Below are 23,246 nucleotides of genomic sequence, written 5' to 3'. Positions count from 1 at the left end.
GCCCGGACGGTGCGGTTCAGTCCGGGAAGCTGAGATAGACGGTGGCGCTGGATCTCCGGTCGTCCTCCGTCACCTGGTAGGTGAACCGGTCGGTCCGGCCGTGCCGCGGGTCGGGCCGGTAGAGGATCCGGCGGTCGGAGAGAACCTGGACGGTGCCGTACCGGGGCGGGGTGCTGACCGTGACCGTGGCCCACCGGCTGACGTGGTCGTTGTCGAGCACGTCGATGGCGAGTGGCCTGGCCCGATCCAGGGTCACCCGGTCGGTGTTGGCGTCGGGCGCCCGGACCAGGAGGTACATGCCACCGTCTCCGGTGTTGACGAAGTAGCTGAGCCGGCCGGTGCGCCGGTCCGTGGTGCGGACGTCCGGGTAGCGGTCGCCGTCGGCGTCGACCACCCGGGCGCTCCACCGGGTCTGGCCGGTCGGGTCGATCTCCAGTTGCTGGACCGAGCCGTTCTGCCGGATCCGGACGACTCCGCTGCTGCCGTCGCCGCACGCCTCGGCGTAGGCCAGCAGGACGCCGTCGACGTCCATCCGGCTCCAGTCGGCGAGCTGCGCGGTCGGGGCGTCGACGGAGCAGAACCGGATCGGACCCGGGACGACGGCGCCGTCCCGGATGACGGCGTTGACGATCCCACCCGGACCGATCGCGTACGGGGAGGGCGCGGCGCCGGGACTGAAGACGCCCACTCCGAAGTAGGTGGGGTGGGTGAGCTCCGAGGTGTAGGTCATCGCGGGCTGGAAGGTCGGGGGGTAGAGGAAGAGACGGTTGAAGGTCAGCCCGGCCGGGGCGCCCCTGCTCCATCCGATGCCGAGGTCGTCGAGCCCGTCCCCGTCGAGGTCGGCGGCGACCCCGATGTCCGGGCAGTCCGGGGTCGGCGTGGTGCCCGGCCTCAGGTAGACGAAGGCGATCGGCGGGAGCAGCGTGCCGGACGCCGTCCCGTACTGCACGATGGTGGAGCAGCGGTCCGGGTTGACCGAGCCCAGTTGCGCCGCGTCCAGGATGCCGTCGGCGTTGAAGTCACCGTAGACGGTTTCGCCGGGGCCGGCGGCCCAGCTGACGGGTGCCGGCGCGGCCAGGCCGCCGACGACGGCCGTGACGATCACAGCGCTGAGGCGGACGCTCCACATTCCGTTCCCCTATATCATGCTTTGGCTGGTCAGTCGGTCCAGCCCATATTTGGGACGCTAGACCGAATCCTTCCGTATCGACCGGTGCTGACGGTGATCCGACACCGAGTCGGCACGACGTAACCCCAGGTCAGCGGAGAATCGCAGGCCCACGGAGCGGTCCGGCTCCCGCCTCAGGGGAAGCTGATGTAGACCACCGCGCTGCTCCGGCGGTCGTCGCGCTGGATCTGGTACGTGAAGCGGTCGGTGCGGCCGTGCCCGGGCCGGGGGCGGTAGAGGATCCGCTCGTCGGAGAGCACCTGTGTGCTGCCGTACCGGGGCGGCGAGGTGACGACGATCCGGGCCCCGGCCGTGGTGTAGTCGTTGGCCTGCACGTCGATCGCCACCGGCTTGACCGTGGTGAGCTGGACGCGGTCGGTGTTCGCGTCCGGTCCCCGGATGAAGTCGCCGTTGCCGACGCCGTGGTGGTAGTTGACCTCGCCGGTGCGCAGGTTCTGGGTCCGGACGTCCAGGAACCGGTCCGTGCCGAGCTGACCGATCTGGATCCGCCAGGTGGCCTGTCCGGTCGGATCGAGTTCGAGCTGCCGGGTGCCACCGTCGTCGAGCACCACCACCACGCCGTTGCCGCCGTCGGCGCAGCCGCCCCTGTACGCCAGCACGGCATCCACCCGCTGGTTCAGGTCGAGGTCGGCGTGCTGGAAGGCGGGCGTGTCCGCCGAGCACCACCGGGCCGGGCCGAGTACGGCGGTGCCGTTCGCGATCACGGCTGTGTAGTAGCCGCCCGGACCGACGGCGAACGGCGAGGGAGTGCCGTTGCCGGTGAAGTCCTCCGTGCCGAGATAGGTCGGGTTGGGCAGCGGCGAGGTGTAGGTGAGGATCGTGGTGAAGTCGTTGTCGATGGCCACCCGGTTGTAGGAGATGCCGGGCGGCACCGTCTCGCTCCAGGCGAGCCAGAGTTCGTCGTAGCGGTCGCCGTCCCCGTTGAAGGCGGTGCCGATGTCCGGGCAGTCGGTCCCGATGTCGCCGCCGGGTCGCTCGTAGGTGTAGGCGATCGGTGGCAGGTAGACCCCGGGGGCGGAGCCGTACTGGATGATCAACGAGCAGAGGTCGGGGTGGATGGCGCCGAGGACGGCCCGGTCGGTGACGCCGTCGTCGTTGAAGTCGGCCAGGATCGGTTCACCGGGGGCGCCGGCCCAGGCGGCCCGGGGCGGAGCTGCGGCGGCGAGTAGCACCACCACCGCCGCCACCACCAGGGCCGCGAGGATACGTCTGTTCCGCATCGCGTCCTCCTCGCTCGGGGTCCGGATTGCCGGCCGAAAGGGAATTTCCTGGACCTTAACCCTTGTTCAGGAATCCGGTGTCCGCACTGACCGTGATTTGACAACTACATATAGCGACGAGGGTGGCGGTCGGCCGCTTGATCGCCCCAGGCCGGCTGCTGCGTACCCTGGAAGACGTGAGCCCGCGTCGCAACCGACCGCGTCCGGAGGACGCCCCGCCGCTGGACCGCGCACGCCTGGAGCGCGGGGTCGGCTCGGTGCAGAGCTGGCGGGACGGCGAGTGGCAGGTCCGCAACATCCCGGGCAGCGCGGCGGCCAAGACCTACCGCTGTCCCGGCTGCGCCCAGGAGATCCGCCCCGGCGTCGCCCACCTGGTGGCCTGGCCCGCCGACGGGCAGGGCGACCTGACCGACCGCCGGCACTGGCACACCGGCTGCTGGCGGGCCCGGGACCGGCGCGGCCCCGGCGTGGAACGCTCGCGCAGCGCCCCGCGCCACGGCTGACCGGCGCCCCGCGCCACGGCTGACCGGCGCCCCGCGCCACGGCTGACGCTTCCCACTCGGGCTGCGACGGCGAGGGGATCTTCGTCACGGTCCCCCGGCCGGCTGCACCGGCCGGCCATCGGCGGGTAAGACTTGTCCCCGTGAGTCCCGCCATCCGCGCCGCCAGCATCCTGCCCGCCCGCCGCGAGGAGATCGCGCTGCACACCGCCGACGGCCTCCGGCTCGTCGGCGAGCTGGCGCTGCCCGCCGAGCGGGACCCGGTAGCCACCCTGGTCTGCCTGCACCCGCTCCCCACCCACGGCGGGATGATGGACAGCCACGTCTTCCGGAAGGCCGCCTGGCGGCTGCCGGCACTGGCCGACCTCGCGGTGCTCCGGTTCAACACCCGGGGCACCAGCAGCGTGCGCGGCACAAGCGAGGGGACCTTCGACGGCGGCGAGGCCGAGCGGTACGACGTGGCGGCCGCGATCGAGTACGCCGAGTTCGCCGAGCTGCCGCGGATCTGGTTGCTCGGCTGGTCGTTCGGCACCGACCTGACCCTGCGGCACGGCTGCGACCCGGGGGTCGTCGGCGCCATCCTGCTCTCCCCGCCGCTGCGCAGCAGCACCGACGCCGACCTGGCCGAGTGGGCGCAGTCCGGCAAGCCGCTGACCGCGCTCGTCCCCGAGTTCGACGACTACCTGCGGCCGGAGGAGGCCCGTCGCCGGTTCGCCGTGGTGCCCCGGGCCGAGGTGGTCGGCGTGCCGGGCGCCAAGCACCTCTGGGTCGGCGACGCCGAGACCGTCCTCGACGAGGTGGTCCGGCGGGTCAACCCGGCGGTGCCGGTACCCCTGCCGACCACCTGGGACGGGCCGATGGAGACCGGCGACGCCAGCGCGTACGCCGACCGGACCGTGGCGGCCTTCGCCGACGTACCGGTGCCGGGCGAGGAGCAGGACTGAGCCCGCCGGCTCAGCCGGTCACGTCCGGGGTGCCGCGCGGGCCGGGCGGCACCGGAGCGGTGACCTCGGCCGGGGGCAGCTCGGCCGCCGGTGGCCAGCCGGCCAGCCAGGTGCGGCGCTGCCGCCAGACCTCCCGCCAGTAGCCGGCCCGGCCGGTGAGCCGGGCTCCGGCGGCCCGGGTGGCGATGCCGACCGCCAACAGTGTCCGGCCCAGCGCGGCCCGGAACGGCGACCAGCGCAGCCGGAGGAAGGTGACCTGGCCGCGCAGCAGCATCACCCGCTTGCCGGCGCTGGTCGAGGCGGCCCCGCCGACATGCAGGACCCGGGCCGCCGGCACCAGCACCGGCCGGGCGCCGAGCGCGGTCGCCCGCAGGCAGAGATCGAGGTCCTCGCTGTACATGAAGTAGTCCGGGGTGAAGCCCCCGAGCCGGTCGAAGAGGGTCTGCCGGACCAGTAGCAGGCAGCCGGAGGCGGCCGGCACCCGGACCGGTGTCGACCGGTCCAGCCAGGGCAGCGCCTCCCGGTTGAAGAGCCGGGACCGGGGCAGCAGCGTGGAGAGGCCGGTGGCGAAGCAGGTGAGCGTCCAGAGCGAGGGCGGGCCGAAGACGGAGTGCCCGTCGTCGCTGCCGTCCGGTGCGAGGGTGCGGCCGGCGTAGATGCCGTGCCCGGGACGGGCCCGGGTGAACGCCAGCAACTCGCCGATGACGTTGCCGACCGGTTCGGTGTCCGGGTTGAGCAGCAGCAGCCACTCGCCCCGGGCCCGGGCCGCGGCGACGTTGACCGCCCGGCCGAAGCCGACGTTGCGGGCCAGCCGGAGCACCCGGGCCTCCGGGAAGGCCGCCGCGACCGCCGCCGCCGAACCGTCGGTCGAGGCGTTGTCGACCACGATCACCTCGTACGGCTCCGCCGGGCAGGCGGCACGCAGGGTGGCCAGCGCGGTCAGGATCAATTCGCGGGTCTGGTAGGAGACGACGAGGACGCTCACCACCGGGTTCACGACGCCGCCCCGGGCGCGCCGTCGGATCCGGCCGGCACGCGGCTGGAGTCGTCGCGCCCCCAACCGTCCCGTACCGCCGGGCGTCGGGCGGCCGCCGCCGCCAGCAGGGTCAGCCCGGCGTAGCAGACCCCGGCCGGCAGCAGCCAGGGCCGGGGCAGCACCACGTCGACCAGCCAGGAGCTGCGGCGGGCCCGGCGTACCCGATCGTCGGCGGCGCGCAGGCTGGCGTTGCCGGCCCGGACCCGGCCGAGCCGGCGCAGCAGGTCGGCGGTGCGCCGGGGTGTCGCCACCACCGTCGCCACCTCGGCGACCTCCCGTTTCTCGGCCGCGCCGAAGAGCGAGTCGAGGAAGAGGTCGTCGGCGACGACGTCGGGGAACGGGCCGAACCGGGCCCGGCCGGCCGCCGAGAGCGCGATCGCGCCCCGGCCGAAGAGCGCGTCCCGGTACGCCGGATGCCGCCCGTTGATCGCGTAGTAGCCGCGTACCAGCAGGGGACGGCCGGTGGTGTCGAGCCGGCGGCGCGGCGCGGCGGCCAGCACCCCCGGCACGGTGACCGCGGCGGCGAGCGCCCGGGCCCCGGTGGTCTCCAGCGCGATGTCGGCGTCGAGGTAGATCCGGGGGAAGCCGGCCACCGCGCCGTCGCCCGCGTTGAGCGCCGCCGGCTTTCCCGGCTCGGGCAGCTCCCGCACGGTGACCCCGGGCACCGACCGGGCCACCGCCGCCGTGGCGTCGGTGCAGCCGTTCGCCACCACGACCACCTCGAACTCGCCCGGCTCCGCGTCGGCGAGCAGGGTCCGCAGGGTCCGGCCGAGCACCGCCGCCTCGTCGTGCGCGGCTACCACCACGCTGGTCACCACGGGGCGCGCCCGGTCAGCGCGAGCCGGAGCCGGCGGGTGGCGTTGCGGCGCCGCAGCCGCCAGCCCTGGTATTCGCGCAGGTCCAGCGGGGCGGCCTGGACGACCCGGGCGGAGTGGCGCATCTGCTGTGTCCACTCGGCCAGGGTCGTCACCCCGGTACGCCGGGCCGAGAGCGGCCGCCGGGCCACGAAGTCGGCATCGGTGCGATAGATGGTGTGCGGGCTGCGCGGATCGTCCATGTGGTCCTCGGGCAGGAAGGGGTGGTACCAGCCGTTCAGCCAGCCGAGCCGGGCGGCCCGCAGGCACCACGCGGTGAAGGTCTCGCCGCCGGTCAGCGGCCCCACCTGGGCCAGCGTCTCCCGTTTGAGTAGATAGCCGCTGCCCTGCACCCAGTGGTTGCGGAAGAGTCGATGCCCGCCCGGATAGTCGGCGAGCTTCGCCGCCACCAGCGCCTCGTCGACGTCCTCGGCCGGAAACCGCCAGGTGCCGATCACCCCGAAGCCGGGTACGTCCTGGTGCGCCCGGCGCAGGATGGTGAGCCAGTCCGGGTCGGGCAGGCAGTCGTCGTCGACCTTGCTCAGGTAGGAGCCGGTCGCCTCCGACCAGAGCCAGTTGGTGGGCTCGGTCAGCCCGGCGTTGACCGGGCTGGACCGGAACCGGTGCACCCGGGGGTGGTGCCGGAGTTCCTCGACCGCCGTCAGGGTCGGCTGGTCGGTGCCGTTGTGCCAGAGCCAGACCCGGGCGTCCGCCGGGCAGGTGTCGAGCAGGTGCGGCAGCGAGAGCCGGACGTACTCCGGGCGGTCGTACGTGATCATGAGGATGTCGATGCCACCGTCGCCGGTCATCCGACCGCTCCCCTCCGCTCGGCCTCCCCGGACTGCCGGCCGGGCCGGCCCGACTCGATCCGGTTGGTGCGTTCCGCCCTGGTCAGCCGCCACAGCGCCCCGGTCAGGCCGAGCAGCACGTGCACGGTGATGAAGAAGGTCGTGAAGTACATGGAGTCGAAGGTGAAGCCGGAGACGGCGGCCACCCCGATCGCCACCGCCAGCACCGCCGCCAGGTCGCGGTCCCGCTCGGTACGGGCGAACCGGCGTACCCGGCCGGCGACCAGCACCCCGGCTCCGAAGAGGACGGCGAGCCCGGCCACGCCGATGATGCCGCCCTGGACCAGGGTGGTCAGCCACTGGTTGTCGAGCAGCTGGTAGAGCTCCGGCAGGAACGTGCCGACGCCGCGCCCCAGCCAGGGCCGTTCCCGGATGAACGGGGTCACGTAGTCGTAGTCCTCCACCCGCGCCTGCACGCTGGGATCGCTCTCCCCGGCGAGCAGCAGGGACTTGATCGCGGCCAGCAGCCCCGGCCGGACGACCTGGATCAGCGCGGCCAGGAAGCAGCCGACCACCAGCACGTTGAAGGTGGTGCGCAGCGGCCAGACCAGGACGAAGAGCAGCATCGCGGCGGCGAGGGCGAGCACGCCGGTGCGGGAGAGCGAGATCGGGATGACCGCCGCCTGGAACATCGCCAGCGCGCCGTAGATCTGGCGGTCCCGCCGCGTCGAGGAGAACCGGGCGAAGTGGATCGCCACCACCAGGCTGATCACCATCAGCACGCTGAACTCGATGTAGTGCCCGGCCGTGCCGGCGACCCGGACCAGGCCGTCGCCGCCCCGGTCGCGGAAGCCGATCACCTCGCGGTGGAAGGTCAGCAGCGGTGGCAGCTTCATGTAGGCGGTCAGGTCGATCCGGGTCACGAACTGGACCAGCGCGACCAGGGCCATGAAGCTGGCGCCCCAGCAGAGGCAGCGGAGCACCTTGTCGATGCGCTCCCGGGTCAGCACGCCGTCGGCGGCGGCGAGCAGGATCCCCGCACCGGCGAGCGCCATCAGCAGGGTCCGCTCGGCGCCGTTCGCCTCCAGCACCGGCATCCCCCGGGCCTGCCCGGCGACGTAGGAGAGGAAGAGGGTCACCAGGTAGATCGCCAGCGCCCAGCGCATCGGCTGCTGCCCCCGGGTGAGCAGGGTGGGATGCAGCCGGCTCAGCGCCCACCAGACGAGCAGGCCGAACCCGATCATCAGCCCCGGCTTGCCCAGGTCGCTCAGGGGCGGGAAGACCAGCCGGAACGGGAGCAGGTAGGCGAGCATGACCGAGGCGACGACCGCCGCTGTCGCGTCCGGGAAGTGGCGTACGGCGGGGGTGATGCCGTCGTACACGGTGTCGGACCGCCGCGCGGATAGGTAGGTCGGCACGTCGCTCGTCTCGTCCCTGCGCCGTCAACCGGCGCTCGTGGGCTTCCCGGAGGTCATCGGCCGGCTTCGTCCCGGATGTTCCGGGCGGTGGTGGTGAGCAGGACGGTCTCCTCCGTGGATCCGGATCGGGCCGGAGCCACCGCCGGGGCCGGGGAGACCGGGGCCGGGGTCACCGCCGGTGCCGGGCGCGGGGTCCTGACCGGCGCCTGGCCGGCGTTCCAGGCCATCGGGGTACGCGCGTCGCGGCGTCGCCCGAGCTGGGCGCTCGCCCGGCGACGGACCAGCGCGTCGTGCACCACGGCGGCGACGGCGGCCAGCAGCATGCCGATGGCCACGATCACGACCTGCGCGCGCAGCACGTTGGAACGGGACGGCACGATGTTCAGCCCCGGGTCCAGCACCTCGGTGGTGATCTGCTCACCCGGGTTGGGCTGGTACGGCGCCTGCCGTCCGGCGACGTCGTCGTGGATGAGCTGGGTCACCGCCTCCACCGTCTTCCGGGCACTCTCCTCGCTCGCCGCCGTCACCGCCACGGTCAGGATCGAGCTCCGGGTCACCAGGCCGACCTCGTAGTCGGGATCGCCGCCGGCCGCCGCGATCCTGGTCCGGGCGTCGTGCGCGGAGGTCGAGATCTGCACCGCCTGCGCCATCGCGTTCTCGCCGATCCGCAGCCACGGGTTGCCCGGCCGGGGTGCCGCGTCCGGTTCCGGGGCCGCCGTGGTGGTCGGCGGCACGAGCAGGATGGCCACCTCGGTCTTGTACTCGGGCTGGATCGCCACGCCGAACGCGAGGGCCGCGCCGAGCGTCACGACGACGATCGGCGCCGAGACGTACCACCGCCGAAACATGAGCTTCAGCAGGTCGAGAAGGTCCATCGGGCGGCCCTTTCGAGAGCGCGGAAGTGTGGTGCGGACGGTCAGAGTGGTAGCCGCGCGGCATCGGCCCCGTTACCGTGTGAGACTTCGTTGTAGTCGCTCCGCGACCGGCGGAGCAATCGATCCCAGAGTCGGATGTACGACTTCACCTGGTGGTCCCAGGCGAGTTCATCGACGAAGCGCCGCCGTCCGGTGGCACTCATCGCCGCACGGGCCTGCCCGTCGCTGAGCAGCTGGTCGATCGCCTTGGCGAACTCGTCCGGGCTGCCGTTCACCACGTAACTCGCAGCCTTCTCGGCGGTACGCCGGGTCTCCAGCAGATCCACCGCGACCACCGGTACGCCACGCGCGACGTACTCCACCGTCTTGGCCATGGTGTACATCTCGGCCATCGGGCTCGGCTTGTCCGGCTGGATGGCTACCGACGCCGAGCAGAGCAGCGCGTCGACCTCCTCGGCCTCCAGCCAGCCGGTGAAGCGCACGACGTCGTCCACCCCCCGCTCGGTGGCGAGCCGGCGCAGCTCCGGCATGCTCTCGCCGTCGCCGGCGACGACCAGCTCCCAGTCCTCGGTGCCGCGTAACCCCGCCAGCCGCTCGGCGGCCAGCACGGTGGCCTCGACGTTGTCCTGCGGGTTTATCACGCCGACGTAGACCACCCGCTGCCGGGAATCCTCCGGGGTCGGACCCTCGCCGTGCCTGACCTCCGCCAGCGCCGGCCCGTTGCGGACCACCACCACCTTCTCCGGCGGGCAGCCGCCCCGGCGCAGGGCCAGTTCCCGGAACGACTCGTTGGTGGCGACCACGGCGGTGGCGGTGCGCCAGGAGAGCCGTTCGAAGAGTCGGAGCAGCCACAGCACACTCGGCCGGGGCTCGCCCGCCTTGCACTCGTAGAGCTCCGGGCTCAGGTCGTGGTGGTCGAAGACGAAGGGGCGGCCGATGGCCCGCATCAGCAGCCCGACCACCCAGAAGACGTCCGGCGGATTGCACGCCTGGACGGCGTCCACCCGGGTCCGCAGCATCAGGCCGAGCAACCGGGTGGCGACGGCGATCAGCGCCCAGGCGAACTCGGCGGCGAAGGAGAGCACGCCCCTGCCCGCCAGCGGCTGGGGAAAGGAGTGGATCCGGGTGGCCGTGGTGCCGGGTAACACGGTCAGCCGACGCGGTCCGCGCGGGCAGATCACCGACACCCGGTAGCCGGCCGCCTCCAGCGCCTGGCACTCCCGGATCACCCGGCGGTCCCGCTCGGCCGGCAGATTCACCACCACGATGACGACATGGGGGCGCCGATCCGCCATCTCTAACTCCCATCCGCGCAGCTCGGACGACGTTTTCGATGGACGGTCGCGACAGCGGAAATTGCGTCGCGATCCGAATGATGTCCAAATGATGTCCACTCGCACCGGCCATCCCGCGACCGGCCCGGTGCTGCCACAGACATTGCTCTACCAACCCGGTCCGGGCAAGGACCGGCGAATGGCGGATGTGTCGAGTTACTTACAAGGTCACGACCGATCGGATGATTGTTCCTTCACTCACTCATCCGCGTGTCGGGGCCGCAACGGCAGGTCACGCGGTTGATCCACACTGATTTGCCGCCACAATGGATGAACCGCCGGGCAGGCACGGGTTTCATGATCTCTGTCCTGATTCGCGATTTGACGCGCCCCTGGTGGAACGCAGGGGGTCGAAACTACTCTGTGCCGACAAACGTGAGCCGGTGTTCACCTCGGGCCCGCAGGGCGGTCGCTGGACACAGGGGGAAGGAGTGCGCCATGGGGCTGCGAGGTGGCATGCGACTCGGGCTGGTGCTGGCGCTGCTGGCGAGCGCCGTGGTCCCGCTGCCCGGAACGTCGGCGTCGGCGGTGACCCTGCCGACCGGGTTCGGAGAACAGGTCGTGTTCAGCGGGCTGGACAAGCCGACGAACATCGAGTTCGCCCCGGACGGGCGGATCTTCGTCGCCGAGCAGGGCGGCCGGATCAAGGTCTTCAGCGACCTGGCCGACCCGACCCCGACGGTCTTCGCCGACCTCTCCACGGTCGTACACCACCAGTGGGACCGTGGGCTGCTCGGCCTGGCGCTGCCGCCCGGCTTCCCGGCCGACCCGTGGGTCTACGTCCTCTACACCTACGACGCGCCGCCCGGCCAGACCGCCCCCTACTGGAACGACACCTGCGGCAACGCCAACAACGGCCAATGCGTCGCCACCGGCCGGCTCTCCCGGTTGCGGGCCGGCGGCGACGTGATGACCGGCGCGGAGCAGGTGCTGATCTCCGACTGGTGCCAGCAGTACCCCAGCCACTCCGTCGGCGACCTGCACTTCGGCGCCGACGGCATGCTCTACGCGACCGCCGGGGACGGGGCCAGCTTCAACTCCGTCGACTACGGCCAGTTGGGCTCTCCGGCCAACCCCTGCGGCGACCCGCCCGGCGGCACCATGACCCCACCCACGGCCGAGGGCGGCGCGTTGCGCGCCCAGGACGTCCGGAGCACCGCCGACCCGACCGGACTGAACGGCGCGGTGCTCCGACTCGACCCGGCCACCGGTGCCGCCGCGCCCGGCAACCCGTTGATCGGCGCCGCCGACCCCAACGCCCGGCGGATCGTCGGCCACGGCACCCGCAACGCGTTCCGGTTCACCATCCGGCCCGGCACCAACGAGATCTGGCTCGGGGACGTCGGCTGGCGTACCTGGGAGGAGATCAACCGGATCGTCGACCCGACGGCGGGGGTGACCAACTTCGGCTGGCCCTGCTACGAGGGCGCAAGCCGGATGGGCAGCTATGACAATGCCAACCTGAACCTCTGCGAGCAGCTCTACAGCGCGGGCGGGCACACCGCGCCCTACTACGGCTACCACCACAGCGCGGAGGTGGTGTCGGGGGAGAACTGCGGCTCGGGCGGGGACGCCGTCACCGGGCTCGCGTTCTATCCCGGCAGCGGCGGCAGCTATCCGGCGGCGTACGCGGGGGCGCTCTTCTTCGCCGACTACTCGCGCGGCTGCATCTGGGCAATGCGCCCGAACAGCCCCGGCGGGTTGCCGAACCGGGCCGACATCGAGGCGTTCGGCCAGGCCGCCGCGGCACCGGTCGACCTGGCGATCGGCCCCGGGGGCGAGCTCTACTACGCCGACGTCACCGGCGGCACCGTACGCCGGATCCGCTACTTCCCCGGCAACCAGCCACCGACCGCGGTGATCAGCGCGACCCCGACCAGCGGTCCGACGCCGCTCACCGTCACCTTCGACGGCACCGCCTCCGTCGACCCGGACCCGGCCGACGCCGGCCGGCTGCGCTACCGGTGGGACTTCACCAGCGACGGTACGGTCGACGCCACCGGACCCACCGCGACCTTCAGATATCCGGACGCCGGCCGCTACACCGCGACGCTCACCGTCGTCGACACCCTGGACGCCACGGCGAGCGGCACGGTCACCATCCAGCCCGGCAACTCCGCCCCGACGGCCCTGCTGGATGCCCCGGTGCTCGGCACCACCTGGCGGGTCGGGGACACGCTCGACTTCGCCGGCCGGGCCACCGACCCGCAGCAGGGTGACCTGCCGGCCTCCGCGCTGCGCTGGCGGCTGCGGATGGAGCACTGCGAGTCGGTCGGCAACTGCCACACCCACCACCTCCAGGAGTGGTCCGGGGTGGCCGCCGGCTCCTTCGTGGCGCCGGACCACGAATATCCCTCCTATCTGGAGCTGGAGCTGACCGCCACCGACGGGCAGGGCCTGTCGAACACCGTGGTACGCCGGCTCGACCCGCGCACCGTGGACCTCACCTTCGCCAGCAACCCGCCCGGGCTGCGGCTGAGCGTCGGCGCCATCACCGGGACGGCCCCGTTCACCCGTACGGTGATCGTCGGCTCGACGAACACGGTAAGCGCGCCCAGCCCGCAGACGGCCGGCAGGTCGGGTTACGTCTTCGCGGACTGGTCGGACGGGGAGGCGGCGACGCACGTGATCACCGCGCCGGCCACCGCCACCACCTACACCGCGACCTACACCGACGCGCCCGGTTGCGGCGCCGTGCCGGGCTACTCCTGTGAGACCGAGACCGGCCAACCCTGGCGCCAGGCCGGTACCGTGCTGCCGCTGGCCGGCGACGACGTCGTCACCCCGGTGGACCTGCCGTTCCCGGTGCCCTTCTTCGGCCGGACCTACCGCACCGCCTGGATCTCGACGAACGGGTTCGTCTCCTTCGCCGACCCGGGCCACTCGCGGCCGTCCAACAGCGCGCTGCCGGTGACCGGCCCGCCGAACGCCGGGATCTATCCGTTCTGGGACGACCTCTACGTGCGCGCGGACTCCAGCGTCCGTACCACGGTGACCGGTACGGCGCCGGACCGTCGCTTCGTGGTGGAGTGGCGCAACGTCGGGATGTACGGCTTCGTCTCCGCCCGGATCAGCTTCGAGGCGGTGGTCGCGGAGAACGGGGAGATCGTCTTCAACTATGCGGATCTGGACGGCACCGGGCGGGAGCGGGGCAGCGCGGCGACGGTCGGCATCGAGGACCCGCCCGGTACGGCGGGGCTGCAGTTCTCGTTCAACCGGGCGGCGCTCACGAACGGCACCTCGATCCTCTTCCAGCCGAACGGTCAGCCACCCTTGGTAGTCGACCGATCCCCGGACCGCCAACCGTCGCTCCCGGGTCGACGGCCCAGGTGACCGCTCGGCAAACGGCTGACCAGGGGGGCTGATCGACCGTTAAGGAACGTCCGGTCGGTTGGCCGCCGTGGTCAACCTCGCGACAGCCTGCACCCGCTACTCACGGTGATCCTGGGAACCGCGGCGGGCCGCCGACCGGCGGCGCCGCGGGGAGGAGACCGCCATGTTGCGGATCGTGCGGCGCAGCTCGGCACTGGCCCTGGCACTCGTGCTGGGCGCACCTGTCGTGGTCGGCCTGCCGCCGCTCGAACCCGGGCCTGCGGCGGCACTGCCGACCGGCTTCACCCAGCAGGTCGTCTTCGCCGGGCTGACCCGTCCCACCAAGCTGGTCTTCGCGCCGGACGGCCGGGTCTTCGTCGCGGAGAAGAGCGGCATCGTCAAGGTCTTCGACGGCCTGGCCGACAGCACCCCCACGGTCGTCGCCGACCTGCGCACCCAGGTGTACGACTACGACGACCTGGGCCTGATCGGCCTGGCCCTGCCACCGACCTTCCCCACCGACCCGTACCTCTACGTCAGCTACACCTACGACGGCGTCGTCGGCGGCGGCGCACCCACCTACCGGGACAACTGCACCTCGCAGAACAACTGCGTGGCCAGCGCCCGGGTCTCCCGGCTGCGCCTCGCCGGCGACGTGGCGACCGGCGCCGAGCAGGTGCTGCTGCACGACTGGTGCCACCAGATCGAGAGCCACTCGATCGGGGACCTGGCGTTCGGTCCGGACGGCGCGCTCTACGTCACCGGTGGCGACGGGGCGTCGGCGACCTTCACCGACTACGGGCAGGCGGGCAGCCCGGCGAACCCCTGCGCCGACCCGCCCGGACCGGCCGGTGCGGCGATGACGCCGCCGAGCGCCGAGGGCGGGGCGCTGCGCTCCCAGGACATCCGCACCCCGGGCGACCCGACCGGGCTCTCCGGCACGCTGATCCGGATCTCCCCGAACACCGGGGCGGGGCTGCCGGACAACCCGCTGGCGGCCAGCACCGACCCGAACAACCGGCGGATCCTCGCGTACGGGCTGCGCAACCCGTACCGCTGGACCTTCCGGCCCGGCACGAGCGAGGTCTGGCTCGGCGACGTGGGGTGGCGTACCTGGGAGGAGATCAACCGGGTGGTCGACCCGGCGGTCGGGCCGGTCCGCAACTACGGCTGGCCCTGCTACGAGGGGAACGCGCCGCAGGGCGGCTACAACGCGGCGAACCTGACTCTCTGCGAGAGCCTCTACGCCGCGCCCGCCGGCACGGTCACCCCGCCGTACCACACCTACCAGCACAGCCAGCAGGTCGCGCCCGGGGACGGCTGCCGGACCGGCGGCTCCGCACCGTCCGGGGTCGCCTTCTATCCGGGGAGTGGCGGGGGCTATCCGGCGACGTACGCGGGCGCGCTCTTCTTCGCCGACTACTCCCGGGGCTGCGTCTGGGCGATGCGGGCCGGCGCCAACGGGCTGCCGGACCCGGCCCGGATCGTGCCGTTCGCGGCGGCGCCCGGCGTGGCGGACCTGCGGATCGGGCCGGAGAACGACCTGTACTACGTCGACCTGCTCGGCGGCACGGTGCGGCGCTTCCACTACAACTCCGGCAACCGGGCCCCGGCCGCCGCCGTCGTGGCGACCCCGACCAGCGGAACCGCGCCGCTGACCGTCTCGTTCGACGCGGTCGGGTCGACCGACCCAGACACGGGGGACATCCTCGAATACCAGTGGGACTTCACCGGTGACGGGACCGTCGACGCCACCGGGCTGACCGCCAGCCACCGCTACACCGCCGTGGGCACCTACACCGCCCGGTTGCGGGTCGTCGACTTCGCCGGCCTCGCCGACACCGCCACGGTGCAGATCAGGGTCGGCACCAGCGCGCCGGTGCCGGTGATCGACACGCCGACCGCCGCGCTGCGCTGGTCGACCGGGGACACGGTCACGTTCAGCGGCCGGGCCACCGATCCGCAACAGGGTGCCCTGCCGCCCTCCGCGCTCTCCTGGACCCTGGTCAACCGGCACTGCAGCACGCCGGAGAACTGCCACAGCCACCCGGTCCGGGAGCTGACCGGGGTCTCCTCCGGCACGTTCGTGGCGCCGGACCACGAGTATCCGTCCTATCTGGAGCTGACCCTGACCGCGCGGGACGGCACCGGGCTGACCGGCAGCACCACGCTGCGGCTCGACCCGAAGACGGTGCAGCTCAACCTGGCGACCCGACCCGCCGGGCTGCGGGTCAACCTCAACGGCCGCACCCTCACCACGCCGTACGCCGTGCAGGTGATCGCCGGCTCCACCACCACGGTCAGCGCGCCCGGCCCGCAGCGGCTCGGCCCGGCGACGTACGCCTTCGAAAGCTGGTCGGACGGGGGTGCCGCGACCCACGTGATCACGGCGCCGGCCACCTCCCGGAGTTACACCGCCACCTACGACGGCGCACCGGGTAGCTGCGCGGACGGCTTCGGCTACGTCTGCACGACCGCCGGCGGCCGGCCGTTCCTGCCGGCCGACGAGGTGATCCTCCCGCTGACCGGCGACAACGGGGTGGCGCCGGTGACGCTGCCGTTCCCGGTCCCGTTCTACGGCCAGTCGTACACCCGGGCGTGGGTGGACATCAACGGCTCGCTCTCCTTCGCCGACCCGGGCGGGTCGTACCCGACCAACAAGGCGCTGCCGAGCACCGCCCGGCCGAACGCCACGCTCTATCCGTTCTGGGACGACATCGTGCTGCATCCGGACTCGAGCGTCCGGACCGCCCTGCTCGGCGGTACGCCGGACCGGCAGTTCGTGGTGGAATGGCGCAACGTCGGCCTCTACGGCGCCTCCGCCGCCCGGATCAGCTTCCAGGTGCTCGTCTCGGAATGGGGCCAGATCACCTTCAACTACACCGCATTGAACGCCGGTCGGGAGCTGGGCAACTCGGCGACGATCGGCATCGAGAACCCGGCCGGCACCGACGCGGTGCAGTACTCGGTCAACCAGTTGGTGCTGGCCAACGGCAAAGCGATCGTCTTCACCCCACCGGCGTAAGGAAGGGCCCCCGCTTATCGCTTTCTGTGGTAGCGGGGGCCCTTCTTAACGGGTCCGGCGGAGACTCGTGCCGGCCGCACTGTGCGGAACGACCGGCACGACGCCTACGGCAACATCGGGATGGTCGACCTCGGCCGGCAGCCGGCGGTGGTCACCACCGGTCTGGCCGGCGAGGACTTCCACGACCACCCGATTCTCGTCACGGTGGTCGGCGCCCCGTCGGTGCTGGTCGCGGGCCAGCCGTGGCCAAGCCCGGCGGCGGTCTCCGTCTACGCGGTCGACACCGGCGGTGCGCTCACGTTCCAGCGGCGCACCGCGTGGCGGCCGGGCAGGTCCGGCCGCCCGTCGTCAGCGGCGACATCTAACCGGCTCGTGTTTCTGGCGCGATCCCGACGCGGTGTTGGCGAAGGCGGCGGCAAACCTCGCACGGCTGGCCGTCCCGGCCGCGAGGCGATCACCTGGAGGTCGCGTCGGTCGCGTCGCCACGCCGGCGGGGGAGCCGGGCCAGCACCAGGCGGCGCAGCCGGGCGTCGGTGGCCCAGAGCAGCACCCCGGCGACCAGGCCGGCGGCTCCGCCCAGCACCAGCAGCTCGGCCAGCGGCCCGGCGTGCGGGCCGGTCCGGGAGACCGCCAGCGGCACCAGCGCCGCGGCCGTCGCGGCCAGCACCGCCGGCACCGTCGGGGCGAGGAACGCCGCGACCGACGCCCCGGCGGCCCGGCGTACCGTGACCCAGACCGCCAGGGCGGTCACCACGAGCTGCATTCCCACCCCGGCCACGGCCACGGCGGTCGCCTCGGCCACGTCACCGTAACCGGTGAAGAGCACGCCGACGGCGGCCAGCGTCGCCACCCCGAGCACCCCACGGGTCCAGAGGATCGCGGCGAGCTTGCCCGGCTGGCCGATCGCCTGGAGCGCCGGACCGAGCAGCACCCCGTACACGTTGACGGCGCCGAAGAGGCAGAGCAGCCGCAGCGGCACCTCGGTGCCGGCCCACTGCGGACCCAGGAGCGTGACCAGCGGATGCGCCGTCGCCGCCAGTATGCCGAGGACCGGCAGCCCGGCCAGCGCGCCGAGGTGCTGGAGCTGGTTGAGCTGCGCGGCAAGCGCCGCCCGGTCCCGCTGCAACCGGGACAGTGAGGGGAGCGCCACCTGCTGCAACGAACGGACCGTCACGTCGACGAGCATGTCGGGCAGCCGGGCCGCCAGCCGGTAGATCCCGGTCGCCACCGGCCCGAAGAAGAGCCCGGTGAAGATGACGTCCGCCTTGGAGCTGAGCATCAGGGCCAGCCCGGCGTTCGCCGAGTGGGCGGAGAAGACCAGCAGCTCTCTGATCCCGGCGAGCCGGGGACGCCGGCTCGGCCGCCACGGGCAGACCACCCAGAGCACCACCAGGCCGACCACCGCATTCACCAACTGCTGCGCCACCAACGCCCAGATGCCGGCGCCGACCAGCGCCAGCACCACCCCGACGACGCCGCTGAGCAGCGAGGCGAGCAGGGTACGAATGGCCACCGCCCGGAACCGCAGCTCGCGGCGGAGCACCGCCTCCGGGACGATCGAGAGCCCCTGCACCAGGACCAGCGGGGAGAGCGCCACGCAGATCGCGGTCAGCTCCGGCGCCCGGTTGGCCAGTGCCCAGAGCGGACTGGCCGCCGCCGTCAACCCGCCGATCACCAGACCGGCCAGCACCAGCACCACGAAGGCGCCGTCCAGGTGCTCGCGGGTGAGCCGGTCGCGCTGCACGATCGCCGAGACCAGGCCCTGCTGGATCAGCGTCTGCGCCACCGTGATGAAGACGGTGGCCATCGCCACCAGGCCGAACTCGGTCGGCCCGAGCAGCCGGGCGAGCAGGAAGGTGACCAGGATCGACGAGCCGATCCGACCGGCGGTGAGTACGTACGACCAGCCGATCGCCGAGCGTAGCCGACCCGCACCACCACCACCGTCGCCGGTCCCGCTTCCGGTCGCGGCCCCGGGCGCGCCGGCCTGGAGCGGCGCCGGGGGTGACTCCGGATCCGCCGGGGGTGACTCCGGATCCGCCGGGGGCGGCTGCTCCGGAGCCGTCCGGGCGGGCTGGAGCCCGGCCACCCTAGGCGCTGCCCTTCGCCGCGCTGGCACGGCGCCGGATCAGCCGGCCGAGCCAGACCGGGGCCCGGCGGCGCAGCCGGCCCAGCCGGACCCGGACCCGCCGCGCCCACCAGGTGGCGAGGAACGCCGCCGCCGAACTGAGCCGGGTGCCGAGCGGCTGCGAGCCGGTGGAGAGCGTCCGCAGCGTCTCGGCGAGCATCCGCAGCCGGGGCGCCCGGACCCGCTTGCCGCTCTGGGCGAACCAGGCCAGTGCCGAGGCCGGAGTGGCGTCCTTCGCCTGCCGGGTCGAGGCGCCGTGCATCCGGCGCAGGAAGAGCGGCTCGGCCACCTCGTGGATCTCGCCGAGCCGGGCCACCTCGGCGATCAGCGTGTAGTCGGAGGAGAGGAACGGGCGGATCATGCCGGTGCGGCGCAGCGCCGACATCCGGAAGACCCCGAAGTGCGCGTGGCAGAGGTTGATGTTCTTCGCCACCCCGGCGACCCGGCGCCACGCCCGCCGGTCGCGCAGGTCCAGCCGGTCGGCGTACGGGCCGATCACCTCGCCGGCCTCGTCGATCAGGACGGTACGCGGATAGGCGAGCACCGCGTGCGGTCCGGCCGCGTCCAGCGCCGCCACGCAGGTGCTCAGGTACGCCGGCAGGCAGACGTCGTCGTACGCCACCCACTTGAAGAGCTCGCCCCTGGCCAGCTCCACCACCCGGGCGTAGTTGACGTGCCCACCGAAGTTGCGCGGATTGCGGTAGAGCCGGATCCGGGGGTCCTTCGCGGCGTAGCTCCGGCAGATCTCCCAGGTCCGGTCGGTGGAGGCGTTGTCGCTGACGATGATCTCGAAGTCGGGGTAGTCCTGGGCGAGCAGGGCGTCGAGGCAACCTTCGAGGTAGCGCTCGGCGTTGTAGAGGGGTACACCCAGGCTCACCCGCGGCGCTGGCTCCATCGTCTCCTCCGCTTTCAGGCGACCAGCAGCTCGGCCTGCACGCCGAGCTGGCGCAGCGCGGCGTCGATCTCGTCCCGGTAGGCCGGGTTGGTGATGATGACCGTGCGGGTGCCGGAGCCGGCGAGGGTGGCCGGGTCCCGCACCTCGTGCCCGGTCACCGGCAGGTAGCGCCCCCACTTGCGCGGGTTGACGTCCACCACGGCGGCGAGCCGGCACTCCGGGTCGGCCAGGTGCAGGAACTGCACCCCCCGCGAGCCGGCACCCCAGAGCACCGGCCGGTCACCGGCGGCCAGCAGCCGGTCGATCGTGTCCCGCCATCGTGCGCGCTCGGCGGCGTGCCGGTCGGCGAAGCCGGCGATCGCGGCGAGCTGCCGGTCCCGGTCGGCCGTCCCCGGCGTCTCCGCTCCCGGTAGTTCGGGGCCGGCCGGTCCCGCCCCGGGCAGTCCCGCCCCGGGCAGTTCGGTGCCGGCGGCCGGGTCGGGGGCGTTCACCGCGATCTCGACGTACCGGAACATGCCGGAGAAGAGCCGCCCGGTGGCGAGCACCCGCCAGCCGGCCCGCTCGACGATCCGGCAGAGCGAGTAGCCGTCGAAGTAGGAGACATGCGGATAGATCACCTCCCAGCCGGCGGTGGCGAGGTCGTAGCCGGCGTCCGGCACCTCCAGGTAGCCGTGCACCGGACGGTCGCCGGCCAGCTCGCGGAGCCGGACCAGGAAGGCGTACGGGTCGGCCAGGTGCTCGAACCAGTGCCTGGAGGTGACCAGGTCGAACGCGGGAGTGTCGGAGTCCAGCGGCGCGTGGCCGCGGACGAAGGTGGCGCCGGACGGGTCCGGGCCGGGTGGGCCGGCGTACATGGCGTCGTAGCCGACACCCCGGCAGCCGGCGACGTGGCAGAGCTCGCGGAGGAACTCGCCCTGGCCGCAGCCGACATCCAGCACCGTGCCGCCGCGCAGCGGAAACCGCCCGGCGAGGTGCTTGACCAGTTCCGCCGAGAAGACCCCGAACGCGGGCGAGTGGTGCAGGTTGGTGTCCATGGTGGTGTCGTAGACCAGAACGGCCGGGTCGAAGGCGAGGTTGCGCACGTACCCGCATCCCGGGCAGGACGCCAGCCACATCCGGCCGAGCGGGCTGGCCAGCGCCTCGGCCCGGCTGGCCCAGTGCACCCCGCAGTAGACCGGAATCTCGCCCAGGTCGGCGAAGGGCACCAGGTCGTGCTCCCCGCAGGCCGCGCAGCGGTGCACCGGCGCCTGGCCGCCGGCAGTCGTCACACCGTTCACCGGGCGCTCCAGCGCAGCTCGGTGTCTAGCCGGCCGGCCTCGGTCAGCGCCCGGATCCGGCGCAACCGCTGGTGCCGCTCGCCCCGGAACGCCTCGATGGTCAGCCCGTACCGCTGGTACGCCTCGACCAGTTCCTCGATCCCCTTCCGCACCGTCCAGCGGGGACGGAAGTCGGGCACCTCGGCGGCGACCCGGTTGCAGCTCACCCGGTAGTTGCGGGCGTCCGCCGAGGCGCCGCCCGCGAAGGTCACCCGGGAACCGGGCACCACCTCGGCGACGAGTTCGGCGACGTCCCGGATCAGGTAGTTCTCGCCGGTGACCCCGATGTTGTACGCCCGGCCGTGCACCACCGCCCGGTCCGCCTCCAGCAGGGCGAGGAAGGCGGCGCAGATGTCCTCGGCGTGCACCAGGGGCCGCCAGGCCGAGCCGTCGGAGAGCAGCCGCACCTCGCCGGTGAGCAGGGCGTGCGCGGTCAGGTCGTTGACCACCAGGTCGCCGCGGAGCCGGGGCGAGAAGCCGTACGCGGTGGCGTTGCGCAGGAAGACCGGGGAGAAGTCGTCGCTGGCGAGGGAGCCGAGATCCTGCTCGGCCAGGATCTTCGACTCGCCGTACGGGGTGACCGGGGCGAAGCCGGCGCTCTCGTCGAGTGGCCGGTCGTCGCTGCCCGCCCCGTAGAGGCTGCACGAGGAGGAGAAGAGGAACCGGGTCACCCCGGCCGCCCTGGCGGCCCGGGCCAGCCGCAGCGTCGCCCGGTGGTTGACCTCGTAGGTCAGCTCGGGGTTGAGGTTGCCGATCGGGTCGTTGCAGAGCGCGGCGAGGTGGCAGACCGCGTCGAACCCGGCGCAGTGCTCGGGCCGGACGTCCCGCAGGTCCGTCCGGAGCGACGGCACGGCCGCCGGTGCCGGACCGAGCAGGCAGTCGGCGTAGTAGTCGGTGTCCAGGCCGGTCACGTCGTGCCCGGCCGCCTGAAGCATCGGGGTGAGTACGCTGCCGAGGTAACCATGGTGGCCGGTCACGAGAACACGCACGGCAAAGCTCCCGTCGTCGCCCGGGTGAGAAGGCGAGTTTATGGGTGGCCCCCGGAGCGGCCCGGCTATTGTCGGACTTTTTACTGAACCCCTTCCGTGCTCCGGCGGTGCTGGTTAGCGTGTCGCGCAGGCGGGCGGGCGCCGCGCCGGTATTCCGATCACATCGGGGTGGGTGGGGCATGACCGATGCCAGATGCCGGCTGTGTGCAGCGGTTTTGACCGAGACGTTTGTCGATCTGGGGATGTCGCCGCTCTGCGAGAGCTATCTGAGCTCCGATCGTCTCGACGCGCCGGAGACGTTCTATCCGCTACACGTCCGAATCTGCTCGAACTGTCTGCTCGTGCAACTTCCGGCGTACGTGTCCGGAGAGGAAATCTTCTCCGACTATGCCTATTTCTCATCCTATTCCGACTCCTGGGTCGCGCACGCGAAGCGGTATGCGGACGCGATGACCGAGGCGCTGCGGCTCGGGCCGGACTCCCTGGTCACCGAGGTGGCGAGCAACGACGGCTACCTGTTGCAGCACTTCGTCGCCCGGGGGGTGCCGGTGCTCGGGGTGGAGCCGGCCGGCAACGTCGCCGAGGCGGCCCGGCGGCGGGGCGTACGCACCGAGGTGCGCTTCCTCGGCGCGGAGTCCGGCGCCGAACTGGCCGACCGGTACGGCCGGGCCGACCTGGTGGCGGCGAACAACGTCTACGCGCACGTGCCCGACCTGATCGGTTTCACCGCCGGGCTGGCCGCGCTGGTCAAGCCGACCGGGCTGGTCACCTGCGAGTTCCCGCACCTGCTGCGGCTGATCGAGCGCCGGCAGTACGACACGATCTACCACGAGCATTATCAATACCTGACGCTGCGTACCGCGATGCGGGCGCTGGCCACCGCGGGCCTGATCGTGGTCGACGTGGACGAGTTGTCGTCGCACGGCGGGTCGCTGCGGGTGCACGCCCGCCCGGCCGCGGCGGCGGGTGAGCCGTCCGGCAACGTCAAGTCGGTGCTGGACGCCGAGTCCGAGTCGGGCCTGCACACCGTCGCCGGGCATCTCGGCTTCGCCGACGCGGTCCTCGACATCAAGCGGGAGCTGCTGGACTTTCTGCTCACCGCGCGGGCGCAGGGCCGGCGGGTGGTCGGCTACGGTGCGCCGGGCAAGGGCAACACCCTGCTCAACCACTGCGCGATCCGCGCCGACCTCCTCGAATACACCGTGGACCGCAGCCCGCACAAGCAGGGGCTCTTCCTGCCCGGCACGCACATCCCGATCCACTCCCCGGAGCGGATCGCCTGGGACCGCCCCGACTACGTGCTGGTGCTGCCCTGGAACCTGCGCACCGAGATCTCGGCGCAACTGGCCTACGTACGGCACTGGGGCGGGCGGCTGGTCTTCCCGATCCCGGCCCTGGAGGTGATCTGATGAGGGAGGAAGTC

The 23,246-nt window shown here is 72.6% G+C and carries 17 protein-coding genes; 5 read left to right on the top strand and 12 right to left on the bottom strand.

Annotated features, from left to right (window positions below):
* Positions 1-16: 16 nt before the first annotated feature.
* Together ACN27G_RS23930 and ACN27G_RS23925 are read right to left on the bottom strand one after the other, a co-directional pair.
* Positions 17-1,105: an Ig-like domain-containing protein gene (locus ACN27G_RS23930; RefSeq protein ID WP_421495007.1), complete on the bottom strand. Its 1,089-nt coding sequence runs from the start codon at positions 1,103-1,105 to the stop codon at positions 17-19.
* A 197-nt stretch (positions 1,106-1,302) separates the two neighbouring features.
* Entirely contained in the window at positions 1,303-2,409 is a 1,107-nt protein-coding gene (locus tag ACN27G_RS23925) for an Ig-like domain-containing protein (RefSeq protein WP_421495006.1), read from the bottom strand.
* Positions 2,410-2,585: 176 nt separating this feature from the next.
* Between ACN27G_RS23925 and ACN27G_RS23920 the strand changes: the two genes are divergently transcribed.
* Both ACN27G_RS23920 and ACN27G_RS23915 read left to right on the top strand, forming a co-directional pair.
* Complete coding sequence (locus ACN27G_RS23920; RefSeq protein ID WP_421495005.1) at positions 2,586-2,912, top strand: hypothetical protein; 327 nt, start codon at positions 2,586-2,588, stop codon at positions 2,910-2,912.
* 140 nt (positions 2,913-3,052) lie between these two features.
* Positions 3,053-3,853, top strand: a complete 801-nt coding sequence (locus ACN27G_RS23915; protein WP_421495004.1) for an alpha/beta hydrolase — start codon at positions 3,053-3,055, stop codon at positions 3,851-3,853.
* Positions 3,854-3,863: 10 nt separating this feature from the next.
* Here ACN27G_RS23915 and ACN27G_RS23910 read toward each other — a convergent pair whose 3' ends face one another.
* The 6 genes from ACN27G_RS23910 to ACN27G_RS23885 are packed head-to-tail and all read right to left on the bottom strand — an operon-like array spanning position 3,864 to position 10,119.
* Positions 3,864-4,850, bottom strand: a complete 987-nt coding sequence (locus tag ACN27G_RS23910) for a glycosyltransferase family 2 protein (RefSeq protein ID WP_421495003.1) — start codon at positions 4,848-4,850, stop codon at positions 3,864-3,866.
* A complete protein-coding gene (locus tag ACN27G_RS23905; protein ID WP_421495002.1) occupies positions 4,847-5,707 on the bottom strand; it encodes a glycosyltransferase in 861 nt (286 codons plus the stop codon). Before ACN27G_RS23905 ends, ACN27G_RS23910 begins: the two co-directional genes overlap by 4 nt.
* Positions 5,701-6,552 carry a glycosyltransferase family 2 protein gene (locus ACN27G_RS23900; protein WP_421495001.1) on the bottom strand — a complete coding sequence of 284 codons (852 nt, stop codon included), beginning with the start codon at positions 6,550-6,552 and terminating at the stop codon, positions 5,701-5,703. Before ACN27G_RS23900 ends, ACN27G_RS23905 begins: the two co-directional genes overlap by 7 nt.
* Positions 6,549-7,949 carry an O-antigen ligase family protein gene (locus tag ACN27G_RS23895; protein ID WP_421495000.1) on the bottom strand — a complete coding sequence of 467 codons (1,401 nt, stop codon included), beginning with the start codon at positions 7,947-7,949 and terminating at the stop codon, positions 6,549-6,551. Before ACN27G_RS23895 ends, ACN27G_RS23900 begins: the two co-directional genes overlap by 4 nt.
* 53 nt (positions 7,950-8,002) lie before the next feature.
* Positions 8,003-8,824, bottom strand: a complete 822-nt coding sequence (locus tag ACN27G_RS23890) for a hypothetical protein (RefSeq protein ID WP_421494999.1) — start codon at positions 8,822-8,824, stop codon at positions 8,003-8,005.
* Positions 8,825-8,865: 41 nt separating this feature from the next.
* The gene (locus tag ACN27G_RS23885; RefSeq protein WP_421494998.1) at positions 8,866-10,119 is read right to left on the bottom strand and encodes a glycosyltransferase family 4 protein; all 1,254 of its coding nucleotides are present in this window, start codon (positions 10,117-10,119) and stop codon (positions 8,866-8,868) included.
* Positions 10,120-10,596: 477 nt separating this feature from the next.
* Here ACN27G_RS23885 and ACN27G_RS23880 point away from each other — a divergent pair, with 477 nt between their 5' ends.
* Entirely contained in the window at positions 10,597-13,491 is a 2,895-nt protein-coding gene (locus ACN27G_RS23880; protein ID WP_421494997.1) for a PQQ-dependent sugar dehydrogenase, read from the top strand.
* A 163-nt stretch (positions 13,492-13,654) separates the two neighbouring features.
* Positions 13,655-16,495 (top strand): PQQ-dependent sugar dehydrogenase, encoded by a 2,841-nt coding sequence (locus tag ACN27G_RS23875; RefSeq protein ID WP_421494996.1) that lies wholly within the window; start codon positions 13,655-13,657, stop codon positions 16,493-16,495.
* A gap of 454 nt (positions 16,496-16,949) precedes the next feature.
* On the opposite strand, the gene ACN27G_RS23870 is transcribed toward ACN27G_RS23875, so the two are convergent.
* From ACN27G_RS23870 to ACN27G_RS23855, 4 genes are read right to left on the bottom strand one after another with little or no spacing between them, the layout of a single operon-like run.
* On the bottom strand, positions 16,950-18,584 hold the full coding sequence (locus ACN27G_RS23870) for a lipopolysaccharide biosynthesis protein (protein ID WP_421494995.1): 1,635 nt from the start codon (positions 18,582-18,584) through the stop codon (positions 16,950-16,952).
* 1 nt (position 18,585) lies between these two features.
* Complete coding sequence (locus ACN27G_RS23865) at positions 18,586-19,518, bottom strand: glycosyltransferase family 2 protein (protein WP_421494994.1); 933 nt, start codon at positions 19,516-19,518, stop codon at positions 18,586-18,588.
* Positions 19,519-19,532: 14 nt separating this feature from the next.
* Positions 19,533-20,795, bottom strand: coding sequence for a methyltransferase domain-containing protein (locus ACN27G_RS23860; protein ID WP_421494993.1), 1,263 nt, complete (start codon positions 20,793-20,795; stop codon positions 19,533-19,535).
* Entirely contained in the window at positions 20,792-21,823 is a 1,032-nt protein-coding gene (locus ACN27G_RS23855) for an NAD-dependent epimerase/dehydratase family protein (RefSeq protein ID WP_421494992.1), read from the bottom strand. Before ACN27G_RS23855 ends, ACN27G_RS23860 begins: the two co-directional genes overlap by 4 nt.
* Positions 21,824-22,002: 179 nt before the next feature.
* Here ACN27G_RS23855 and ACN27G_RS23850 point away from each other — a divergent pair, with 179 nt between their 5' ends.
* Positions 22,003-23,232 (top strand): methyltransferase domain-containing protein, encoded by a 1,230-nt coding sequence (locus ACN27G_RS23850; RefSeq protein WP_421494991.1) that lies wholly within the window; start codon positions 22,003-22,005, stop codon positions 23,230-23,232.
* Positions 23,233-23,246: the final 14 nt, after the last annotated feature.

The sequence above is a fragment of the Plantactinospora sp. WMMB334 genome (genome assembly GCF_049179095.1).
Taxonomy (GTDB): domain Bacteria; phylum Actinomycetota; class Actinomycetes; order Mycobacteriales; family Micromonosporaceae; genus Plantactinospora.
The sequence above is the reverse complement of the archived record's forward strand: the minus strand, read 5'-3'. Positions and strand labels throughout refer to the sequence as shown.